Raw genomic sequence first — 21,108 nt, forward strand, 5'->3', positions numbered from 1 at the left:
TCACCGCTCCCTCCGAACGACGAGTACCGGTCGGCCGGTCCGTTCGTGAATCTGGTTCGGCGCGTCGCCGAGCACTCGCTCGCGGATGCCCGGTTCGTGCTCGCCCATGACCACGAAGTCGTGGGTCTCGGACAGGTCCAGCAGGTCGCTCTCCTGTGCGCCCTCGGTCGTCTCCTTCCACGTGATGCGGCCGCGTTCGAGCCCCTGCTCGGTCAGCCAGTCTGTCGCACCGCGCAGGTACAGCTCCGACCGACGAGTCCCCTTCTCGACGCTCCCCGCGTGGAACAGCGTCACCTCCGTCTCGCCGGCCGCCACGAGAAGTTCGACCACTTCGAGCACCCGGAACATGTTCTCTTGGCTCTCCAGCGAGACGAGGACGTCCGTCAGTTCCTCCACGGTGCCGGGAATCAGGACCGCGTCGCACCCGTACTCGTTGGCGATGCGGTCGGTCGTCTCCACGCGGTCCCGGGTGAACACGAGGACCGACTCGACGTCCGCGCCCGCTTCCGCGAACGAACGGACGACCGGCCGCATCGCCGCCTTCGCCTCGTCTTCGTACTCGTCGCGTAACTGCTCTGGCGCGGTCTGGTCCGGAACCGGGTAGTATCCGAGTACGACGACCCCCATCGGACAGAGCGTCTCGACGAGTTCGACCGGGAGTTCCGCCGGGTCGGACGTGTCCACGGGGACGAGGACGTGCGGGTGCTCACTCACCCGCCTCCACCTCCTCGGGGGTCCGCTCGACTCCACGCGCCGACCGGGACGGCCGGCCTTCCGGGCCGACCCGCCCTGCGGGCGGGCGGGTGTCGGTCCAGTCAGTCATCCGACTGCCCTCCGTCGGCCGCTGCCGTCGGTCCGTCGCCGGTCTCGATGTCGAAGTCGACGTCGACTTCCACGTCGACGGCGGGTGGCGTCCGCCACCTGTGCAGTGCGCTGGTGTCGTCGACGTGCCGGCGGACGAACGCCAAGTACCAGACCCCGCCGCCGACGACGAGCGAGCCAGCGAGCAGAATCTGCCGAAGGTCCATGAACCCGATGAGGGCGAACGAAAGCACCGCGCCGAGCGCGGGGACGACGGGATACAGGGGGACCTCGAAACTCGGGTCGTACGCCATGGTGGTCGTCTGCCGGAAGACGAGTAGCGAGACGTTCAACAGGCCGTAGACGAGCAGATGGAGGACGCTCCCGGCCTTCGCGAGCATCTCGACGTTCCCGACGACGATGAGTAGCAGGATGAGCGTACCCGTGAGGACGATGGAGCGGTACGGCGTGTTGAACCGGTCGTGGACCTCCGAGAGGCGGGCGTCGACCAGCCCGTCCCGTCCCATCGCGTAGTTGATTCTCGAGGACGAGAGCAACGACGCGTTCGCAGACGACGCTGTCGCCAACAGCCCACCGAACGTCAACAACCCGACGCCGACTACGCCGACGCCGAACGCGCCGAATATCTCCTGAGCCCCGATGGTTATCGCCGTCTCTTTCCCTGCGACCCGCTCGACGGGGACCACGCCGAGCAGGATGAGCATCGACACTGCGTAGATGACCGTCACGAGCGTCACGCCGCCGACCATCGCCCGCGGCAGGTTCGTCCCGGGATTTTTGATTTCGCCGGCGACCGTCGCGACCTGTGCGAACCCGAGGTAGGAGACGAACACTAGCGCGGTCGCGGGCAACATCGTCGAGACGCCCTTCGAGAAGAACGGCTGGAGCGTGCCGACGTTCACCTGCGTCGCCCCGAACGCCATGAACACCCCCAGAATCGCGAGGAGGACGACGACGATGACGTTCTGCAAGTCGCCCGTGCCGTTCGTGCTGAGATAGTTGATGGCGACGAACACGAGCGCGATGCAGATTGCGGCGAGTTGCGGGCCGCTCAGGGGGACCGCGGCCACGACGCCGAGGCTCAGGTCGAGACTGCCGACGAGGGGCGCGACGTAGTTACCGAACCCGACGGCGTAGAACGCCGTCGCGAACGCCAGTCCGAGCCAGTTGCCGAGGCCGGCGACCGACCCGAACAGCGGCCCGAGTCCGCGGTTGATGAAGTGGTACGGGCCGCCCGACGCCGGCATCGCGGTGGCGAGTTCGCTGGCGGACAGCGCCGTGAGGACCGCGATGAATCCGCTGAGAACGAACGCTACTGCGGCGGCCGGCCCAGACATCTCCGCCGCGGCCCCGGGGAGGACGAAGATTCCGGCACCGACCATCGTCCCGACGCCGATCATCACCGCCTCCGTCAGCCCGAGCGTCCGCTCTAGTTGTGTCTCCGTCTCACCAGCCATTATTCGGGCTATGCTACCGTCTCACAGTGCTAATCGCCAAGACTTGCACTTGCAGGACAGTTAAATACGCCGGCGGCTCGGACCCGCGAGCCGTCCGTTCGCTCGTCCGTGACTGCGAGACCTCTGCGTCAGGAGCTCTGTGGGACGTACCGGGCCGCTCCGCTCGGCGTCACGAGCGGAGCATAGACCCTCGAAACGCCGACTGCCATCTATCGGCTGTGGCGGTCGTGGGGGTAGAGAGTTGCACAGTCGTGGCTCGCGTCGTACAGAGTTCGCAAGCCGTGCTCGCAGGCCGTAGCCTTAAGCCCGGCCGCCGGATAGCCACGAAAGCCCGCGCCGAGCGAGAGCGGGCACGAGCTACACGGAGGTGCCACGATGGGAAAACTTCGTAAGGCGCTGCGAGCGTGGCGACGGCTTCCGCGCCACGTACGACGACGCATCGTTCGCAAAGGACGGCGTCTGCTCCGACGGCGCTGACCCGTCGGCACCCTCGGGCCGCTTTCCGCCGACTGCCCCGTCTCGGGCCGCGTAGCGGGCGCTCCTGCCGCCGGCTGTCTGTCCGTACCTGTGGATGTCGCCTCGTACCGGTACTCGCCGGTTCGCGCTCGTGGGTGGCCTCGGCACTCTGGTAAATATCAGCATAGATAAGATATTAAAAAGTTGATAGTAAATTCCAGAGTGTGTGGAGGCGGAGCGGGTTTTCCCGCCTTCTCCTGTACCCCAAGAGGTGTCAGTATGTCCGACGACAAAGACCAATGGAAGCAAACCGCAGGCCTCGCCGCCGACTCAACGGTCGCCCAGATCGTCTGCAAAGAACCCGACAAAAATCAGTGGGACCAAGAAGCCGAGGAGAAGGGCTACCGCAGCACGAGCAAGTACCTCTACGAGTTGGTGCAAGAGGCTCGCGCCTACCGACAGCAAGGGTACCTCGCACACCATCAGAGCGAGGAGCAGATAGCCGAACTCAAATCACGGATCGAGGAATTGGAGACGCAACTGGAGCGAGAGCGAAAGAAAGAGAACGGAACGACGAAGGTCGACGACATCGACTTCCTCGAACAGTTCCTCTCCTCGGAGTATCAGACGTTGCCAGAGATCCTACAGGACATCGTGGAGAGCGGTGCGCTGGACAACCTGATTCGGAAGCCTGTCGAGGACGAACTCTATTACTTGGCTTCGCAGGACCGCGTGGAGTACGAGCGTGGACACGGCTGGCGACTTTCTGGCGGAGGTGATGGCGATGGCCGATGACTGGTACGAGACGGTCTACGAGAACGAGCACGATGTGGTCAACGAGTTTATCCGGAAGAAGCAGAGTACCGGCTGTAGCCACCGGACGCTCAATTCCTACAGTCGGACGCTGAAGAAGTTCTTTCACGAGCAGTTCCCGGACCTCACCCCGTCAGAAGTGACGGTGCGACACGTTGAGGACTATGTAGTCTCGCTGGACCAGCGTGGACTGTCGCAGAACACGAAGCGGCGGTACCTCGAATCCCTGAGTGCGTTCTACGACTGGACGATGAAACGCCCCCGGTTCGAGGACATCACGGGGAATCCGGCTGCCGTCGTCTTGGAAGACATTCCGAAGAAGATCCGCGAAAGACCGGACTGTGCGACCTGGGAGAACGGTGCGAAGATCATCCGCGAGATGACCGACCCTCGGAACAAGACAGTCGCCGTCCTGCTCGCCAAGACTGGCTGTCGTGTGAGTGAGGCTCTGGAGGTGAAGATGGACGACCTGATGTTAGACGAGGGATTCGTTCGCTTGCGAGAGCGGAAAGGTGGGAAGCAAACGGTCGTGCCCGTGGACGAGGAGACGATTCAGGCCATCGAACGGTTCAAATTCACTCGGCCCTCGAACGGTGATTCGGACTATCTGTTCCTCAGCATTCGCGGGAATCGCGTCTCGAAGACGCAAGTTCAGCGGGCTGTGAAGGATGCGGCTGTGGAAGCGGGTGTGATGGAGCGTGGTGAGGACCGGTTCCACAAGAAGTTCACACCACACACCTATCGGACAGTGTTTACGACGCTAATGCGGAATCAGGGGATGAAGCAGCACATTCTTCGGTACATTCGAGGTGACGCTGCCAGTGAGACGATGGACATCTACACCAGAGTTGATCGTGAAGACGCCCGCGAAGAGTATCTCAACTGTATCAAAATCCTTGGATTATAGCAGACGGAGGTGAACAGCTCACTCAATGCATGATTTGAATGAATGGAAGAACCGAGAAGGTGATCTCATAGGTGCATCTGTATTTTTGACGGCTGAAGAAGTCAGAGAAGCTCGTGAAGAAGGCACCATAGAAATCGAGATTAGCCGGTGATACCTGTATTCTTAGGCCGTCACTCGAACGGATCCTCATTCAAACTGGAGGGGTGAACAGGGACATCCTCTAAGCCATACGTATCAAGAACATCATCGACTAAGGTCTCCAGCCATCCGCCAGCTACAGGCGAGATATAAACTTCCTGGATCAATGTCGAAGGCTCTACTGTAACTGATTGTCCAGGCGAGGATTCTCGTGCCACCTTATCCACGAAGTTCTCATTAACAGGGGTTCCGTCCGGTGGTTCGAAATTAGAGATGACCGCTCGAAACTCGGATTCAGGTTCAAAGCTTTCGCGCTTGAAAAAGAATGGAGAGATACGGTTTACGGTGATATCTGGGTTGTTAGAGTAGTCAATATACTCCACTTGCCCGCTCACGATCTGCTGATCACTGTTCAGTGCAGATAGGAACTCGGAGGCAGTTGTTTTGATAGCTACCTCTTTCCCTTTCTGCTGGTACACCTGCCACATCGCAGCAGTCTCTTCGGAGGCCTCGTGCCAACAGCTGATATATGTCGAATACCGCAGTGCATCGTAGAACGCCCGGACAAAGTTCTCCGGGTTAGAGACACGGTCAGATACTCCATCGGCAATCTCTCGCAGCTTGGCAGGTGGCAGGGCACCTTCGTAGGAGTCGAAGAAACCCGCAGCACGGGAAAACCAGAGAGCGTTATTCTCCAGGATAGAGACGAACTGCGTGAAATCGATGTAACGCCACAACTCAGTATCTGAGGCGGGTTGAGCAGGCTCCCACTCTTCATCGGGGAAGATATTGTTCATTCCAGCTAATTCACCGGTTCCCACCGGCTCTGTTGAACGGAACGTCCATAAATTATAACGTATTCGACCTGCACCTTCGACTAGAGGACTTACCGTGAGTAAAGACGGTCAAAACCCACAGCACAAACAGACGGTCTTTTCGAGGTTCACCCGTCTTGAGTCCGAACTCGACTGTCTGCTTCTGGCTGTGAAGAATATGCTTGCGGATTATCGTGAGTTCCATCCAGACTTCCCAATCAACCCTGGGGAAGATGCTGATGAAGACGAAGACCCAGAGGAGGCTGCTCGCAAAGAACTGAAAACTCTGTGCGGGCACCGCTCACGGTTTGGCGGGAACTTCTCTCAGCTGGAGGCCAGGCTGAATGGGAAACTGGACGAAACGTCGTTCGATGCCTATACAGCGACCCAGATGGATCTGGGTGACCTCGATGAGATTTTGAATACAGATACTGCCTCCCTGCCTCTGGTCGAACTCGACCCCGAGTACTTTGAGAAAATCGATGCGTATGATGTGCAGGCTGGGCAGTACGGGGCAAGCGAGACACCGATCCTGATCCCAATCCAGGTCGAAGACGACATCGTCATTTACTGGGATCCGTTAGCCGATTACTACGACAACGAGAACGAAGATCCAGTGGAAATGACCCTCAGCGAGACCACGTTTCTCCGTCTCTGGAGTCGTGCCGAACGCGCCCGCTGGACCCTCTGGATCGACGGACAGGAGCAAAAGAAGATGGCTGAGTTCATGGAGACAGACCAATGAGCATCCAACAAACCAGGATCAGTGATGAAGCTCTGACGTTCCCAGCAGGTACGGGAGAAGAGAGCGTGAAGAATAGAATCGAAGGCCACCTTCGTTACCACTACAGTAGAAGGCTGTTCGTCCAAGACGTGGAAGAGTCTGAGGACGGCTACTACGTGAAAGTCGGAATCGCGTACCCACGCGACGTTTCAGACTGCCGGAAACAGGACAACGTCCTGAAGATGGTGAACATCGGAGACGTGAAAACCCTGTACGCCTCTCCGATGGACGACGGCTACTACCGTATGAAACTCCCCGAGAGGAGCGATCTCTACGATGCTTTCAAAGAACGCCACAAGGATATCCTGACGCAACTGGACTGGTCGATGGCCCGTGCCATCTACAGCAAGGTCTACAAGCTGACTCCTGTCCGGAACCAGTTGAACTCGGTCATCGAGATTGTGGACTTCATTCGCCACGAAGCACCGGACTCCGTTAGAAGGCTGGAAAACGCTCAGACCACGTCCAACACGAGAGACTACCTGGATGTCTTCGAGGAACTTGGTTACGTCCGGATTGAAGACGGGATGATGTACCAAGGTCCGAAGATGGAGTCCGCAGATATGCAGGGCCTTCAGGAGGAGGATATCATCGGAGACATCATCGATGAGGGTTACTACCTGCTCCGTCAGAAGCTGGGTCTGGCGATGCTGAACCACTTCCCTAAGTTCGCCAACGCCTACTACCTCAGTGCTCTGCGTCGGAGTGATCCAGAGCTTCATCTGAGTGTTGAGGACATAGCTGAGAATCTGCAGGCCGAGTACCAAGACGACACTACTGATACGTGGAAGCTTGGGCGGAAGCTGGAATCACTGCACGATGCTGGTGTCGTGAAGTTCCAGGATAGGGAGGTTACCAGTCGGGACGATGTCTACAACAGTGTGGAACCAACTATCCCGTCTATCGGGTAATCACTGTTTTATTTATTATGTCTGATGATCCGCCGCCTGGCTGGGGTGAGCCTGTCCCTGCTGACGAAGTGATGGACAATCTTGCTGAGAATCTTCAGTCGATGGATGATGTCCGGGCCTTGGAGCTGTTTGAGCATCTCTTGGTCAATTCTCCTGCTTCTGAGGATGAGGAAGGGGCACACTCGATCTCCTACTTGACTCTGTCAAAGAAGTTCTTGGAGATTCACAGAGAGTCGAAGCGGATTGAATCCACCTACGAGCAGTATTTTGAACAGATTGATGCAGAGGATATGCCTCCGGAAGCCCATCCGAAGCGGATGGAGGCGATGACTGTTAAGAAAGCGAAAAAGAAGGATCTAGCTGAGGACTTGGTGTTGTTCTACAGCCTAGCTCAAGAGGTTATCGTGCAGTTGTCCACGAGGCTAACAGAGGATCGGATACAGGGATCTGATCCTCTTGATTTCGTGAATGAGCGAACTTCGTCGAAGTTTGCACCCGAAATCAAGAGCACTATTCAGGATAATGACGACGCTGAAAAGATAGCTGATGAACTCCTTTCTCAACCTCAGCGTGAGAAATACCTGTACTACACTGACGAAATCGGTGAGACAGTTCATCATGACTTAGTCCACATTCGCAGAAATCTTCGCAATCAGCTGATCCACAACGTCCAAGAGAGGCAGACGCTGGACTCCTTCAACGACATAGAAGGTGATATGGTGAAGTGCGTTGGTGCGATCAATCAACTCAGTCTATTAGCTGATGACGAAGTGGCCATCGAGGTCACGAAAGCAGATGACGGCGAGAATATAATAACCGAGAACCAATAGAAGTTAATCAGCTATCAGAGGTAAGGAAAAGTTGGACGATGGGAGGGCTACTCTCTGTCTTCAACCTCCAGAATAGCCAGCTTTACCTTCTTTCCAGCGTATTCTGAACCCAGAGTCACCCGGCCTCTGCTGTCGGCAGGTTTGAAATCTTCAAGAATCTCTTCAGGAATTAAAGCCATTGATTATCACCCTTGCGTTCGATCTTGTTTTTCTGCCACTACCGATTATCACCTTCCAAGTTTTTCTGTTCAGTATCTTCTAAAGTCTGATTTTTCTGAATAGCTATTTGTTTTAAATCACTCCATGTTCCAAACTCCTTTGTTATCGTGGAGTTTCCAAAAGAAATTGGAGACAGCTCTTTATAATTTTTTATAGAAAAACTCTCATCTTCATTAATTGCTTCAGCATATCTAACAGTTATTATTATATCCCTCTTAGAATAATTGTCTATTCTATTGGGTAAAATACCTGCTCTGATCAAGGCCTCAGACCAATCTTTAAACTTACGTAAGATCGTGCTACAATCGTATTCACCGTGCTTTCTATACAATTTCTTGGTTATTTTTCCATGTTCACTGCGAACTCTTCTGATGTCCTGTAAAAGTTCCTCTCGGTCTATACCTCTAGTTTCTAAACCTACTTCTTCCTTTGCTTTACTGAACCCACCCATGATATTTTGAACAGATCTGGCAGAATAACTACCTAATCTGTTGTAATCACTTTTTGTCAGCATACCACTGCATCTTTTTGAAGCTCTTTTCAAATCTTCAGAGATATCTTTTTTACTTATTGGATTAGCTACTGTGCCTTTCTTTTTCTTGATATTGGAACGTTCAACAGCTTCTGCCCATCCTCCATCAAATTTATTTTCTATTAAAGTTCTACTATATTTTCCTTGATTTTTATATGCAGCTGAAGTGAATCCATCTTCACAATTTTTCGCAACTCTTCTAATATCTTGTATAATTTCTTGTTCTTTGATATTCCTAGAGCCTTGTATTCCTGCTTCTTCGCAGGCTTCAGCCCAAGAGCCAAACTTATTTATCGCTAACATATAATTATATTTTCCTTTTCTGTTATAATCGGCTACGGAAAGATAGCCTTCAACTTCATTGCTGACTCTACTTAAATCGTTCAGAACTTTGTTCTTTGATATACGGGCTGAATCAGCAACTTCCTCAATTATTCTGTTTGACTTTGTAATTGGTTTGAAGTCGTTCTTCCGCATATAATTAAAGTAGTCGTCAAAATCCATGTCGTGAACATTCAAGTGAGTATGCGTTATCTGCTCAAAGACATCTCCACATACTACACAACGGACTTCATTATCCCCAACTCTAGGATCTTTCAAGAGATACACCTTCTTTTGATTGAATCGGTTTCGGCGGTGTGGCCGCCACTCCTCTCAAATGTATCTAGTGATTTCATCTTCTTAACAAGTGATTGTGGGAATATGCTTATAAACATTACCCACAGTAATTCAAATTTTCCTATTTCTTTCTGTTTAGAATCTCAATAATATCTGCTATGCTGGCCTCTGTGCTGTCCATTGGTTCAATAAAGGATGCATCCCCTTACATAGGAGATGCAGACCTCGGCACTCATAAACAACCGTCCCTACATAGGGAATAAAAAAGTTGACACATAACTTGTGTCATGTCCGAGGTCGAGGGAGCGATCCCGCTCTTCTCCTTGCATATCAGAGGTCTACAAACAGATGTCAGAAGAAAACAAAAAGCAGTGGAAAAAGACCGGCGGCTTCGCAGAAGACACCGATGTCGCGCAGGTCATCTGCAAGGAAGAAGATCTAGAAGAGTGGGACGAAGAAGCTGACAACGCAGGACTCAGCCGATCCCGCTACCTCTACAAACTAATCCAAGAAGCACGGGCCTACAGAGAACACGGACTACTGCGTGCCGAAGGCGATCAAGCACGAATCCAGGAACTGCAGGAACAAGTCGAGCAACTGGAACACCGAATAGAAGAAAAACAGTCGGAGAGCTCTACAGCGATCAGCTTCGACCCAGATACTCTCAGAGAGTTCCTGACCGGCAACTACCAAGAACTGGATGAGATCCTCCGCAGTATCGTGGAATCCGGAGTGATGGATGAGGCCTTACGGCAACCTGTTGAGAACCAGTTGTACTTCCTCGCTGCCCGTGACGAGGTAGAGTACGAGCGTGGCTGGGGCTGGAAACTATCGGACAACGGTGGTGACGACTGAATGGCGGAGAAAAAGTACGACATCTTGTTGGATGACGAAGAGTGGGAAAACCGGGTATTCGAGAACAAACACGACTGTATCAATAACTGGCTGCGGTCCAAAGACTCGACGAACAAATCGACGTCTCGCCGCACACTGAACTCTTACAGCAGGACTGCAGTACGTTTCTTCCACGAGTTCCTGCCAGAGGTACATCCATCCGAAGTCACCGTAGGCGACGTTGAGGAATACGTCTTGGACCTGAACGACCGGGATGTAGCTCAGAACACGAAACGACGGTACGTCGAGTCCTTGTCAGCGTTCTATAGCTGGGCGATGAAGCGGCCACGCTTCGAGAATATCACAGGGAACCCGGCGGGAGTAGTTCTGGAGGAACTGCCGAAAAAGAAGCGGCCACGTCCAGAAACCGCTACCTGGGAGAACGGGAAACAGATAATCAAAAACATCCCGGATCCACGGGACAAGACAGCAGCTATCCTGATGGCGAAGACAGGTGCCCGTGTACGCGAAGTACTGACCGTCAAGGAAGAGCACCTGATGCTCGACGATGGCTTCATCCGGTTCACCGACCGGAAAGGCGGACGAGAAACTGTGAACCCGCTTGACGATGAAGCGATTCAAGCTGTACGCCGACTTCAAGCAGTCAGCAGCAACGACTCACAATACCTGTTCACTGCCATCCACGGAAGCAGAGTGAAACGTGAAAGAATCCGCCGTGAAGTCCGAAGAGCAGCTGTCGAAGCCGGAATAATGGATAACGTCAACGAAGACAGGTGGCACCACAAATTCACCCCGCACTACTACAGGACGATATTCACATCCCTAATGAGGAACAACGGGATGCCAGACCACTTCACCCGCTACCTGCGTGGAGACGGCGACCAAGAAACGATGGATCTGTACACAAAGATACCTCGTGACCAAGTCCGGGACGAATACTTAGAGCACATCAAAACCCTGAATCTGTACGGCGGAGGTGGAATCTAACGATCGGAGAACACGAAATCAACTCTATCACCGATAGAGAGGACGAACTAATCGGAGCTACCATTTTCCTATCCAAAGAGGAAGTCCAAGAGTTGCGAGAGACAGGCACCTTAGAAATCAGCCTACAGCAGTAACCTCTATTTTAGGCCTATTCCATATTATTGTGTATGTCTAAAGACGGGGAGGCCTTAGAGGAAATGGCAGCGGCAGTAGAACACTTGAAACGAGCAACAAAGAAAGCTGAATCTGACGAACTCGAAACCATCGTCAACAAAGCATTAGACGACCTGGACGACCATCTTCTCCAAGCAGTCGAAAAGATCGGAGAAAAACACGAAGACTGCATCTGACACACCGGTTCCTCACCCCTCCAGGATAGATTGAAAAACCTCGGTCAGTAGTGTAGTCTCCGTGCAGGGTGGTACAGAGTTCAACAGGTCGATCACCAGCAGGTCCAAGAAGCACGACAACTCGAGTATGTGGTCTTCACTGGCCGGTTCCCGTTCGTGATCGACGCTTACAGGGAAGGATTTCTACCAGGCCTCCGCGAGGACTACAGTTTTCAGCAAGAAGGCTACAGCAATGCCGATGTCCCTGGAGGCTTCCTCGACAACGACTTCGAAGATCCTGACGTAGAACGGTACCTGGAGAAGTTCAAAGAAGTAGATCCCTCCGTCGCAGTCATCGGTGATGCCTATGACGAGGTAGAAGCCCAGCTGTTCAACGAAGTTGTCTCCGAGCTCTCCGAAGAGAACCCATACAAGGAGTATATCGTCGTGCCCAAGAGCGGTGAAGCGTTCGACGTACTTTCTGACGACGTAACGCTGGGCTATCCGATCGGCTTCTCTAATCTCGAACCCGAGGATTACAGCGATCTAAATGACTGGCGAGGAAGACGGATCCACCTGCTTGGCTCTGCTCCTGACAAACAATACAATGCTATGAGAAGGTTGACCGGCCCGAATTTGACCGGAGATGAACCAGCTGACATCGTTGGCGTCGACTGGAACGGAGTTCACAAAGTAGCGTACCTCGGAGAGTACTGGAGCCAGGACGGCTGGCAAAACGCTGACCACCTCAGCATCCGAGAAACAGTGAGAAAGTCGCTAAAACAGATCAAACAGTTCTGGCAGGACAAAGGTCACTGGCCTCAGACAGAGCCCATTGAGATATACGGCGAGCCAACCAAGGAACCGGATGACTCAATCTGGATAGATGACGGCGGCGACCCAATCAGCACGCTCGAAGAGCTGGAGAAGGCCTACGTCTCGGAATACGAAGACAAGGGCAAACTGGCGTTCCGAAGCCAGACACAGAAAGAGTTCATCGAGTACCGGGAAGACCTGACCAAGATCTAACTACCGTTCATCTTCGAGAATTTCCTCTACGTCATCCCAGGCCTGCTGCCATTTCTTCGAATGCACCTTTCGGTTCCAGTCCTTATCCGAAAAGTCGACATCTGCCTTATTCACTTGGCCTCGGACCTCGTCGACCGCCGTTTCCACCTTTTCTTTCTCCATCTCCAACTGGTCTATCGCATCAACCAGCGTCTCCTCATTCTCCAACAAGAACTGCACGAAGAACTCTCCGAACGGGGTCAAATCATATGTCTTCCCAGAATCCTCAGGCCTGTACAAGAGATCTGTGGCAACCAATTTCTCAATATGATCCTGCATCGCACCCCGAGTAATACCGATGAACTCTGCGATATCATTCAGAGAATTATCCTGGTAGATCCCGAGAAGAAGAGCTAACCGGGCCTCATGCGCCAATCCCTGGAACAGGGCGGAAACAGCCTCGAAATCATCTTTATCCCAGCGCTCAGGCTCCATCGTTTCTAATCCTATGAGGAACTGCCTAAAAAGGCGTTTGGGAAACTGCTCATCTGCCATAGATTATGCAAAACCCTTCTTTAGGAGAAAGCATTAAAGCATCGGAAGCATAAACAACTGAAACGAGAGGTGAAAACAGCTGATGAACACCCTACTAATCGGGTCACTGATCGCAACCGGTGCACTGACAACCCTGAGCGGGATGAAAGGGATAGAAACAGAGAACATCTACAAAGGAGTGCTCTACCTTCTAATCGGAACAACAGCAGGAATCTTCATCGCAGGATACGGCGTCCTCTCGTCTTCTATACCGAATCCCAACACCGTTGCTTATGCCGCAGTAGCAACCGCGTTCGGCTCCGGTCTCACAGTCCTGTTCATCGACTCCGAAAACAAAACACAGCAGTCTGAACCCGCAGAACAATGAAACTCAGAAACTGGCTGAAAAGCAGCAAAGAAGAACAGGCCAAGGAACCGGTAGAAGTCGGAGGCCTTGAACTCGACGGCGACGGTGAAGTCCTAAAATCAGGTCACGACCTCGAACAACTGAAGGAAGATATCGAAGGCCGTGAAGACGCGATCTCCGACCTCGAGAGAGACGTCGACAGACACGAGCGGAAAAAAGAACGAGCTGTGGACAAAGCCCGGAAGGCCGAAAAAGCCGGTGACAGGTCCGACAAGAAGGGGTACATGGTCGAGGCGAAAGAGCACAAAGAGGCGAAGGCGAAGAAGGAGAAGATCCTTGACCATCTCCGCAAAGAGAAACTGGTTCTGAGAAAACTGCAGCTGCAGCACCTGCAGAACAACGTCGGAGACGGTATCGACACCGATCTGGACATCGATCTTGGAGAGCTGGATACCGGAGTGATCGAGGACGCTATCGAGGAAGGTGGAGATGAACTCTGGGACTCGGCTCAGAATATGGAGGATCTCACTGAGGCAATGGAAATGTCTGACTCGGAAATGGCTGGCCTTGACCTATCCGACATTGAGGAAGAGGTCGACGGCACCGCAAGTCAGGACGACGTCGGGTTATCGGATCGCACTTTGGAGACTGAGGAAGAGATCGATCAGGCGATAGAGGAAGAGCTCGAGAAAATCGAGGGAATGCAAAGTGATGGACGATGAGCAAAGGAGCTTCCAAAGAACAGTACTACACTCAGCAGTTCAAGCAGGCCGTCGACGAGGCTGAACAAGCCGACAGCAGCGAAGAACGTGTGAAGAAACTGCTGAAGGCGAAGAAGTACATCCAGAAAGTCTCCGAGGAGATGGAGAACGGCGACTCACGGAAAGTAGAGGAGATGGGTGACTCTCTGGATGAAGTCGCTCACAAAGAAATGAAACAAGGCCGATCCAATGGCCGAGACAACAGCGGTGGTCGTGGGTCGAAGCAAAAGAAGCTTGGCCAGTCAAAGCAGAGTGATTCACAGTTTTTCCAGGACCCGCCAACCCAAGATCTGGACGATGTCGGCGGTATGACCGAATTAAAAGAAGTACTGGACCGTAAGGTCATCCAGCAATTCCAGCACACAGAGTTCAGAGACGACCTCGGAGTCAGTCCTACTAACGGAATCCTGCTGTACGGCCCTCCAGGCACCGGCAAAACATATCTCTCAAAATCACTTGCCGGAGAACTCGACTACAACTACGCACAGGTCAGAGGCAGTGACCTGATCAGTAGATTCGTCGGGGAAAGCGGGCAGAACGTCGCAGACTTGTTCAACGAGGCACTGCAGATGCAGCCCTGCGTCATCTTCATCGACGAGATTGACTCTGTCGCATCTGATCGGCAGTCGCTCGAACGAGACAGTCAGGCTTACCAAAACGCCGTCTCAGAGATGCTGCAAGGCATCCAGGACGTTCAGGACGAAGACATACTGGTGATGGCGTCTACAAATCTCTTGGATAGCGTAGACGGTGCGATACGGCGTAGCGGCCGGTTTGACGAAAAGATCGAGGTTCCGCCGCCGGACGAAGACGCCCGGAAGGAGATTCTAAGGGTTCACCTCAGGGACAGAGAAACTATCCAAGGAATTGATCTTCAGCGTTTAGCGGAGCTGACCGAAGAGTTCTCCGCTGCGGACCTGAAGAAGGTCGTCGAGGACGCAGCTCAATCCGCACACATCCAATCTGTTGAGCAGGACAGTCTTCAACCTGTCAATCAGCGCCACCTACTCGAAGCAGTACAGAACACTGAGCCAAGCCTCAAACACTGGAGCAAGTAACGATGCCTGAATGCGGAATCAGTTTTGACGATATCGAGCTGAAGCTTAACTCCGACGTCGTCCAGGAACTTTACAATAAGATCGTCTACAGGCACGAGGAGGAGACGACTAAGCAGTCTATCGCATTGATCCTCCACTGGTACGTGAAGAGGGCGATAGACGATACCGAGCAAGGAAGACTGAAAGGCCCGGGGAAGACCAACCGAGATCAACACGGAGGCCACGTTGACCAGGTCATACTCCTGGCCAACCTACTCGGAGCGGGAGAGATCCCATACAGGATACTCAAGGTCTCCAACCATCAGCAGCAGTTGTATACTCTTGAGGCGCTCGTCGAAAACGAGTCCGAAGTCCAGGCAATCGGCGTCGACGCCAAACAGGACTACCGATTCAGAGAAAGCGAGAAACATGCTGGGATATACTGGAGGCCGGTTGACCCGACTCACTGCCGAAGAGCTGGAAGAATCGAAGGCCTCGAAGAAAAAAATCTGATCGAGAAGAAAACGGATGGCGAGCGAAGATACTACGACTGGGTCAAAATCTCTGGAGAAAGCACTGTTCGGCCTTAGTTTCCGACCGCTCGACTTACCCGAACACTCGTCAAAGCGGTTTTTCCTCATCGAAGAACTCCCGAAGAAGCAGAACATCTACTTGATCACTCGATACGTCGACGTCCTCCATTTTGTCCTCAATAAAACCCTTGACAGAATTGTTTCGACACAGCGTAACTACCCGGTCGAATCCTTTCTCCAGTCGATCTGAAACGTGCTGGATCTCCCTCTCGTTTCGTCCCATAGCCACTTCTATGGCGATTCCTTCTCCTTCGAAGTTGACGTAGATGTCTGCGTGGCTTTTCTCGATGACTGGGTTGAGGCCTTTCTCTTCCAGTCGATCGGAAACTTTGTGCTGCCAGTACCGGTGGACCACACCTCCACGACCCGTCCTCTCAACTTCTATTCCCAGATCTTCGGCAACCTCCTCTCCTCTCTCGGTGAGCTCGAACAGCTTCACCCGCCCCTGCTTCAACTTAGCAGATTCTTCCTCCACCAATTCTTTCTCCAGCAACTCGGTTTTCGCCTTGTCGCCCTGATACCGGCTGGAAAAATTCTCATAACGGTCAGTCACAGACTTGAACGGATTCTCAATGATATCCCGAAGCAAACGCTCGGCTCGCTCAGAAACATCCAATTCGGCTTCTTCGCCGCCGTTAGAGTCGCTATCAGGTTTCGACTCAGGTTCTTCGGGAGCTTCTAAACTCTCGGAAGTAGAGGAATCAAGCGGCTGGAAAGACAAGTTGCGCCACTCCTCACTCATCTGCGAAACCAATTCGTCGTCAGTAACGTCCTTCTCCAACTCGAAGTCCGGGAGACGTACCGGGACAGGTTCGTGCTCTCCTCTCTGAATTACAGCTTGACCTACTGCCAACTTTCTCGCCCATCGCTTCTGCAGGCCATCCATCTTCAGGGACTCCGCTATCGATTTGAACTCTTTCGCGTCACCGGTCGCCAGCAAGATCTTCGTGTACGTGTTGGCCTTGATTGAGTCAGTCAATTTGTTGGCCTCCTGGTCAGCAGTTATCAGTGATTCCTGGAACTCCCGTAGTTCCGCTACCATCCTGTCTATCTCCGGCAACCCGGAAGCGGCCTGCTGCTCCTTGTAGACAGACATGATCGTCTTCGCCTCGTCCAGGAATGTGACGTGGCGGACACCGCTACCACGATGATTCTGTGCCTTCCTGTACTCGTAGATCCACGCAATCAAAATCTCCATCAGGAAGTTCTTCGTCCACTTCTTCAAGCCTTCAAACTCGAAGACCACATTACGCTTCAACAATTCCTCCAGTTTGTAGCCCTGCTTTACGTTGAATGTGTGAGGTGCATCTCGTAGAAGCCGTCCGATACTTCCCTTGATTCTGTACTGGAAAGCCCGGTTTTCCGGTGGCACGGACTGGTTCCCAATGTAATTCTTCAGTTCGAGAAGAGTGGGATCGCTGACCTGCTTCTGGAAATGGTGAAGATGCTCGTCAAGGAATCGGTCGGAGCCTCCGAGCAGTTCCTGGCTGTCACAGAATACTTCCATAAACCGTGAAAGCCAGTCACCCGTCTTGACCCCTGGCGGCGGCCTCAACGGATTGAACCGGAACTTCTCCATAGGAAGTACCAGAACGTTCTGTATCTCGTCGGATTTTACTAGGTGGCGGTAATCCTGCTTCAGATCGAACGCCCAGAACGGGATATCGAGGTCGTCGAGCTCGGACATGAAATTGTAGAAGAGGGTCGTCTTCCCTGAGCCGGATTGACCGACTGCTAAAAGATGCTTTGTTAGGTCGTCTACAGGGAGGTCTACTACACCCCCTTTCCAACCCCGTCCCACATTAATCGAGGATCGCGGCTGTGAGGTGCTGTACTTGTCGTTGAAAGGGTGCCTGTGATGCTTTTTAATTTTAGCCCTCAGCATCTTCGCTGCGTCCTGCCTGACCTTGTCACTGGGAACTTCGTCGATAATAGTCAGCAGTTTCTGAACTTCTTCATCATCGTCAATCCCAGCTTCCTTCGCCTGCTGCAGTAACCGGTCGTGTAGAGACACTGTAGGACTCTGCGAATCACAAATTTAAAAGAGAAATTACGATTACGAGTGTTAGCTAATAAGAAATGTTAAAGAGAAAAATGAAGTAGAGTCAGGCCTCGGCGTAAATGCCTTCAAGCAACTCAATCAGTACCTCGCCTTCATCAGTCACCTCATAGACTTTCTCCCTGCCATCTTCCTCCGAAGAACGAGATTCCACGAGACCTTCCTGATCTAACTTCTTCAACAATTCACCGACGTAGGACAAGGGAGAGTCAACGTCGTCAGCGACTTCAGAGACCGTCTGCCGACCTCCAGAAGAAGCAGAGTAAAGAACCTGTGCAGGCCTCTTCTTCACAATAACCGAGTCAAAAAGGGTCACACCGCATCGACCTCCTCGACGAGCTCATCCATCTCGTAAAACTCCAAGACTTCTCCCTCGTCAACGTCGTAGATCCCGATCGCATCCACAGGCTCACTTTCATCCAAATGGATTACATCGTACCTGACTCCCTCACTGGTCTCGACTCGGAAGCCGGGGAACTCTGAGCCGTAGATATCTGCGTCCTGGTCCTCGAGGATCTGACGAACCTTGTCAGCTGGCAAGTTACGAGGAAACAGGTACTCCTCGTCTTCTTCTCCGAACTCGACTGTCCCGCCAAGGCCTTCGTTCAATTCCGGGTTGTACCGTGGCTCTACGTAATCAGCGATTCAGACATCACCCTGTACTCTCCAGTAGTGTTTTCTGCTTTTTCTCGGATTCAGGAAGCACCTGCTCTACGTTGTTGCCTTCCTCGTGGTATTTGATCCAGCCTTCCTCGATGAGCTCCTGAAAGCACTGATCGACATCTGCTTCAAGATTCACAGGCTCAAGATGCTCCTTCGTCTTCTCCACGAAACTATCTCTGTCGCGGAATACTGAGTTGTTGAGCTTCGCTATGATGAACCCCTTCAAACGCTCCTTCTCCACTCCTGATTCTCACCTTCGAGGAACCTGTTCAAGGGTTTAGCTTCAACAGAGGACTCGGAACTGGAGGCCTCTTCCTGCATACTGATATGGGTGAAATCTGATTCCTTAGCCCGCTTCACAATACCAGGCTCATCCTCGTCTTCCTCTCCGTCTTCCTGCTGTTCTCTTCTGTGGTTTTGAACCGCTTCTGGAACGGAATTTATCTCAGGTTGTGGAGTAACCTGAACCGTACGTCGATCTGCTGTCATCTTATCAACAAATACTTGTTATAATTTATTTATAAATATTTGGCAGTTCCCTGGAGTACCTCAAAACACCTCTCCAACCTCGTATTTTTCCTCAAAAGCCTCCATAATCGCTTCCTGGAGTTCCTCGCTGTGGAGAGATTTGTACGTGTTAGTCCTCCCTCCGTGTGTCAGCTTCTTACTCCCAATATCTACAAATCCGCTGTTCTCGAGATCACTGAGGAAATCGGTCAGACGCTTCTTGCTCACAGGATTCACGTCCAGTTGATTGCACCATTTCTTGTACCTGCTGTAGGCCCTCTTCGTCTTCAGAGTCTGCCTGCTATCATCCAAAATAGCATAGTAGACAATCTGCTGGTCCTTTGGAAGATTCTCGAACTCAGATACAGCATTCCGCTTCTCGACTTCGTCAATGGCCTGGTCAACGAAACATCGCTTGATACTGTCGCAGTCACGGTCGACTGCCATCTCTCCGACTTTCCTCAGAACTTTGATCGCCTTCCTCGCATCTCCCTCGCCTTTGGCGACTTTAGCACCAATCTTTGAGATCAGGCCTTCGTCGTAGGCATCTTCTCTCAGTGCTTTCTCTGCTCGAATACGGAGAATGTCCCTAAGCTGGTTGGCGTTGTAGGAAGGGAACCGGATGGTGTCTTCTGTATATCTTGATCGGTTCTTCGAGTTGAACTGGTTGGTGAAGTTGACGTTGTTTGTGACGCCGATGATGATGAGATCTCCATCGCTGTTGTTGAGAATATCCACCCGAGCTTCGTATAGCGATTTGAGCAGGTTGTTGCCGTCGTCACTGCTTTCGCCCTTCTCGAAGAGTTGGTCGATGTCATCAAGTGCGACGACGTAGGCCAGATCTTCTTCTTTGATTTTCTCTTTCAGCTTCGTGAGATACCGGTCTATCTCAGTACCCTGGAAGCCGAGGTCAAGGTCCTCACTGATCCTCCTGAATACTTGGAGCTGGCTTGAGCAGGTCTCAATGTAAGATGTAACGAGATCTCTATCCTTGGTCTCCATTCGTTCCTGGAGCTGTTCAAGGGAGATTTTCACAGTGGTTGTTTTTCCGTTTCCTGTGAGGCCTGTGACGAAGGCTACGCTGCCACTTTTTCCGTGGAGTATTGGGTTGAGTTTGCTGCCGAGTTCCTGCATCTGTTCGTTCCGGCCGACGATTTCGTTGTAGTCAGGGGTGTATTCGTATTTGAGGTAGAGTTTGTCTATGAAGATTCGATCTTCTGGAAGGCTGTCGAATAGGTTGTCTTCTTGAGTGTCAGATTTCATATGTATATTGTGGATGGTGGAAATCCGTTTTTATACCTTACCCTCATATCGTTCGCAGCCTTCAGACCGGATTTTGCCCTACCATTTCGAACCCTTCGATCCGAGAGAGATATAGAAGATCATCGGCCCCCCACATCCCTTTCGGACCGATCGAACCGAATCGAGAGTAAATCCAGAAAATCAACTATACCCTGAAAATCTCGGCCTCTCTACTACCGCAAAAACCCATTTGGTACTTGTTATTGTATAATAAGTACAGTAATATAACAGTGTTATACTGAGTTTCTTTGAACACTCGAACGGTTCGAAAGGGATGTGGGTGTGTCCTAGACGTCTTTAAAAAAATCGCTGAGGCATATAGATGTCCTTCAGACGTGCTAACTCGTCAATTTGCCCTCCGATTTGTCACTGTCCGGTTGCAAGTCGGTTCGAAATTTTCTCGATTTTGATGAAAACGTGCTCCTATATTTCCGGGCCTTGAGGCCTCTATACGTTGTTTTGCCCTACCGTTTCGAACCGATTCTGTAGACAACTGTGTGAGAAAGAAGTGAGAAGAAATGAGATCTATGCTGGTAGGCCTTCTTCGTCTGTTTCAACTTGACCGCTGTCTTCGATTCGTTTCTGGTGGAGGTGTCTGTCCAGTTTTCTTTTCTCCTGCTCGGACAGGTCTTCGTAGGTTTCTTCGATCTTTTTCGCAGTCCTGTAGTTGATGTCGGCGGTGTCTGCTGCGTTGGTTCTGTTCTCGGTTATTTTGGCTTCGAAGTAGGTTGCCAGGACTTTGTCTTGGTCTTTTCCGCGAGGGTAAGGGAACTGATTAAGGATGTCTCTGATGGGTTCTTCCAT

Annotated in this window: 26 protein-coding genes; 13 read left to right on the forward strand and 13 right to left on the reverse strand. The window is 52.3% G+C overall.

What is annotated here, in order from left to right; genetic code table 11:
• The gene (locus tag Hhyl6_RS13445) at positions 1 to 714 is read right to left on the reverse strand and encodes a universal stress protein UspA (protein WP_483739768.1); all 714 of its coding nucleotides are present in this window, start codon (positions 712 to 714) and stop codon (positions 1 to 3) included.
• Between the two features lie 101 nt (positions 715 to 815).
• Positions 816 to 2,279, reverse strand: a complete 1,464-nt coding sequence (locus Hhyl6_RS13450) for an APC family permease (RefSeq protein ID WP_483739769.1) — start codon at positions 2,277 to 2,279, stop codon at positions 816 to 818.
• A gap of 735 nt (positions 2,280 to 3,014) precedes the next feature.
• Here Hhyl6_RS13450 and Hhyl6_RS13455 point away from each other — a divergent pair.
• Both Hhyl6_RS13455 and Hhyl6_RS13460 read left to right on the forward strand, forming a co-directional pair.
• On the forward strand, positions 3,015 to 3,530 hold the full coding sequence (locus tag Hhyl6_RS13455; protein ID WP_483739770.1) for a hypothetical protein: 516 nt from the start codon (positions 3,015 to 3,017) through the stop codon (positions 3,528 to 3,530).
• Complete coding sequence (locus tag Hhyl6_RS13460) at positions 3,520 to 4,455, forward strand: tyrosine-type recombinase/integrase (protein ID WP_483740733.1); 936 nt, start codon at positions 3,520 to 3,522, stop codon at positions 4,453 to 4,455. Before Hhyl6_RS13455 ends, Hhyl6_RS13460 begins: the two co-directional genes overlap by 11 nt.
• 170 nt (positions 4,456 to 4,625) lie before the next feature.
• On the opposite strand, the gene Hhyl6_RS13465 is transcribed toward Hhyl6_RS13460, so the two are convergent.
• Positions 4,626 to 5,414: a hypothetical protein gene (locus Hhyl6_RS13465; RefSeq protein ID WP_483739771.1), complete on the reverse strand. Its 789-nt coding sequence runs from the start codon at positions 5,412 to 5,414 to the stop codon at positions 4,626 to 4,628.
• 70 nt (positions 5,415 to 5,484) lie between these two features.
• Here Hhyl6_RS13465 and Hhyl6_RS13470 point away from each other — a divergent pair, with 70 nt between their 5' ends.
• Genes Hhyl6_RS13470 through Hhyl6_RS13480 form a run of 3 tightly spaced genes read left to right on the forward strand, consistent with a single transcriptional unit; the run spans position 5,485 to position 7,933 of the window.
• On the forward strand, positions 5,485 to 6,153 hold the full coding sequence (locus Hhyl6_RS13470; RefSeq protein WP_483739772.1) for a hypothetical protein: 669 nt from the start codon (positions 5,485 to 5,487) through the stop codon (positions 6,151 to 6,153).
• A complete protein-coding gene (locus tag Hhyl6_RS13475) occupies positions 6,150 to 7,103 on the forward strand; it encodes a hypothetical protein (RefSeq protein WP_483739773.1) in 954 nt (317 codons plus the stop codon). Before Hhyl6_RS13470 ends, Hhyl6_RS13475 begins: the two co-directional genes overlap by 4 nt.
• 17 nt (positions 7,104 to 7,120) lie before the next feature.
• Positions 7,121 to 7,933, forward strand: a complete 813-nt coding sequence (locus tag Hhyl6_RS13480; protein ID WP_483739774.1) for a hypothetical protein — start codon at positions 7,121 to 7,123, stop codon at positions 7,931 to 7,933.
• Between the two features lie 47 nt (positions 7,934 to 7,980).
• Here Hhyl6_RS13480 and Hhyl6_RS13485 read toward each other — a convergent pair whose 3' ends face one another.
• Both Hhyl6_RS13485 and Hhyl6_RS13490 read right to left on the reverse strand, forming a co-directional pair.
• Positions 7,981 to 8,112, reverse strand: coding sequence for a hypothetical protein (locus tag Hhyl6_RS13485; protein WP_483739775.1), 132 nt, complete (start codon positions 8,110 to 8,112; stop codon positions 7,981 to 7,983).
• A gap of 38 nt (positions 8,113 to 8,150) precedes the next feature.
• Positions 8,151 to 9,188: a homing endonuclease associated repeat-containing protein gene (locus tag Hhyl6_RS13490; RefSeq protein WP_483739776.1), complete on the reverse strand. Its 1,038-nt coding sequence runs from the start codon at positions 9,186 to 9,188 to the stop codon at positions 8,151 to 8,153.
• 462 nt (positions 9,189 to 9,650) lie between these two features.
• Between Hhyl6_RS13490 and Hhyl6_RS13495 the strand changes: the two genes are divergently transcribed.
• The 4 genes from Hhyl6_RS13495 (at position 9,651) to Hhyl6_RS13510 (ending at position 12,502) form a co-directional block, all read left to right on the forward strand.
• Positions 9,651 to 10,157: a hypothetical protein gene (locus Hhyl6_RS13495; RefSeq protein WP_483739777.1), complete on the forward strand. Its 507-nt coding sequence runs from the start codon at positions 9,651 to 9,653 to the stop codon at positions 10,155 to 10,157.
• Positions 10,158 to 11,144, forward strand: coding sequence for a tyrosine-type recombinase/integrase (locus tag Hhyl6_RS13500; RefSeq protein ID WP_483739778.1), 987 nt, complete (start codon positions 10,158 to 10,160; stop codon positions 11,142 to 11,144). It begins immediately after the preceding gene.
• A gap of 167 nt (positions 11,145 to 11,311) precedes the next feature.
• Entirely contained in the window at positions 11,312 to 11,494 is a 183-nt protein-coding gene (locus tag Hhyl6_RS13505) for a hypothetical protein (RefSeq protein ID WP_483739779.1), read from the forward strand.
• A 129-nt stretch (positions 11,495 to 11,623) separates the two neighbouring features.
• Positions 11,624 to 12,502, forward strand: a complete 879-nt coding sequence (locus Hhyl6_RS13510) for a DUF6610 family protein (RefSeq protein WP_483739780.1) — start codon at positions 11,624 to 11,626, stop codon at positions 12,500 to 12,502.
• On the opposite strand, the gene Hhyl6_RS13515 is transcribed toward Hhyl6_RS13510, so the two are convergent.
• A complete protein-coding gene (locus Hhyl6_RS13515) occupies positions 12,503 to 13,036 on the reverse strand; it encodes a hypothetical protein (RefSeq protein WP_483739781.1) in 534 nt (177 codons plus the stop codon).
• An 82-nt stretch (positions 13,037 to 13,118) separates the two neighbouring features.
• Between Hhyl6_RS13515 and Hhyl6_RS13520 the strand changes: the two genes are divergently transcribed.
• The 4 genes from Hhyl6_RS13520 to Hhyl6_RS13535 are packed head-to-tail and all read left to right on the forward strand — an operon-like array spanning position 13,119 to position 15,770.
• A complete protein-coding gene (locus Hhyl6_RS13520) occupies positions 13,119 to 13,403 on the forward strand; it encodes a hypothetical protein (protein WP_483739782.1) in 285 nt (94 codons plus the stop codon).
• Positions 13,400 to 14,104, forward strand: coding sequence for a hypothetical protein (locus Hhyl6_RS13525; protein ID WP_483739783.1), 705 nt, complete (start codon positions 13,400 to 13,402; stop codon positions 14,102 to 14,104). The genes Hhyl6_RS13520 and Hhyl6_RS13525 overlap by 4 nt, the downstream gene beginning before the upstream one ends.
• Entirely contained in the window at positions 14,101 to 15,201 is a 1,101-nt protein-coding gene (locus Hhyl6_RS13530; protein ID WP_483739784.1) for an ATP-binding protein, read from the forward strand. The genes Hhyl6_RS13525 and Hhyl6_RS13530 overlap by 4 nt, the downstream gene beginning before the upstream one ends.
• A gap of 2 nt (positions 15,202 to 15,203) precedes the next feature.
• Positions 15,204 to 15,770 carry a hypothetical protein gene (locus Hhyl6_RS13535; RefSeq protein ID WP_483739785.1) on the forward strand — a complete coding sequence of 189 codons (567 nt, stop codon included), beginning with the start codon at positions 15,204 to 15,206 and terminating at the stop codon, positions 15,768 to 15,770.
• A 31-nt stretch (positions 15,771 to 15,801) separates the two neighbouring features.
• On the opposite strand, the gene Hhyl6_RS13540 is transcribed toward Hhyl6_RS13535, so the two are convergent.
• From Hhyl6_RS13540 to Hhyl6_RS13570, 7 genes are all read right to left on the reverse strand, one after another.
• On the reverse strand, positions 15,802 to 17,787 hold the full coding sequence (locus tag Hhyl6_RS13540; protein WP_483739786.1) for an ATP-binding protein: 1,986 nt from the start codon (positions 17,785 to 17,787) through the stop codon (positions 15,802 to 15,804).
• Positions 17,788 to 17,878: 91 nt separating this feature from the next.
• The gene (locus Hhyl6_RS13545) at positions 17,879 to 18,148 is read right to left on the reverse strand and encodes a winged helix DNA-binding protein (protein WP_483739787.1); all 270 of its coding nucleotides are present in this window, start codon (positions 18,146 to 18,148) and stop codon (positions 17,879 to 17,881) included.
• A complete protein-coding gene (locus Hhyl6_RS13550; protein ID WP_483739788.1) occupies positions 18,145 to 18,441 on the reverse strand; it encodes a hypothetical protein in 297 nt (98 codons plus the stop codon). The genes Hhyl6_RS13545 and Hhyl6_RS13550 overlap by 4 nt, the downstream gene beginning before the upstream one ends.
• A gap of 43 nt (positions 18,442 to 18,484) precedes the next feature.
• Positions 18,485 to 18,721: a hypothetical protein gene (locus Hhyl6_RS13555; RefSeq protein WP_483739789.1), complete on the reverse strand. Its 237-nt coding sequence runs from the start codon at positions 18,719 to 18,721 to the stop codon at positions 18,485 to 18,487.
• Positions 18,718 to 18,984, reverse strand: a complete 267-nt coding sequence (locus Hhyl6_RS13560) for a hypothetical protein (RefSeq protein WP_483739790.1) — start codon at positions 18,982 to 18,984, stop codon at positions 18,718 to 18,720. The genes Hhyl6_RS13555 and Hhyl6_RS13560 overlap by 4 nt, the downstream gene beginning before the upstream one ends.
• A 60-nt stretch (positions 18,985 to 19,044) precedes the next feature.
• A complete protein-coding gene (locus tag Hhyl6_RS13565) occupies positions 19,045 to 20,265 on the reverse strand; it encodes a Cdc6/Cdc18 family protein (RefSeq protein ID WP_483739791.1) in 1,221 nt (406 codons plus the stop codon).
• 564 nt (positions 20,266 to 20,829) lie between these two features.
• Entirely contained in the window at positions 20,830 to 21,108 is a 279-nt protein-coding gene (locus Hhyl6_RS13570) for a hypothetical protein (protein WP_483739792.1), read from the reverse strand.

Source organism: Haloarcula sp. H-hyl6 (genome assembly GCF_056934455.1).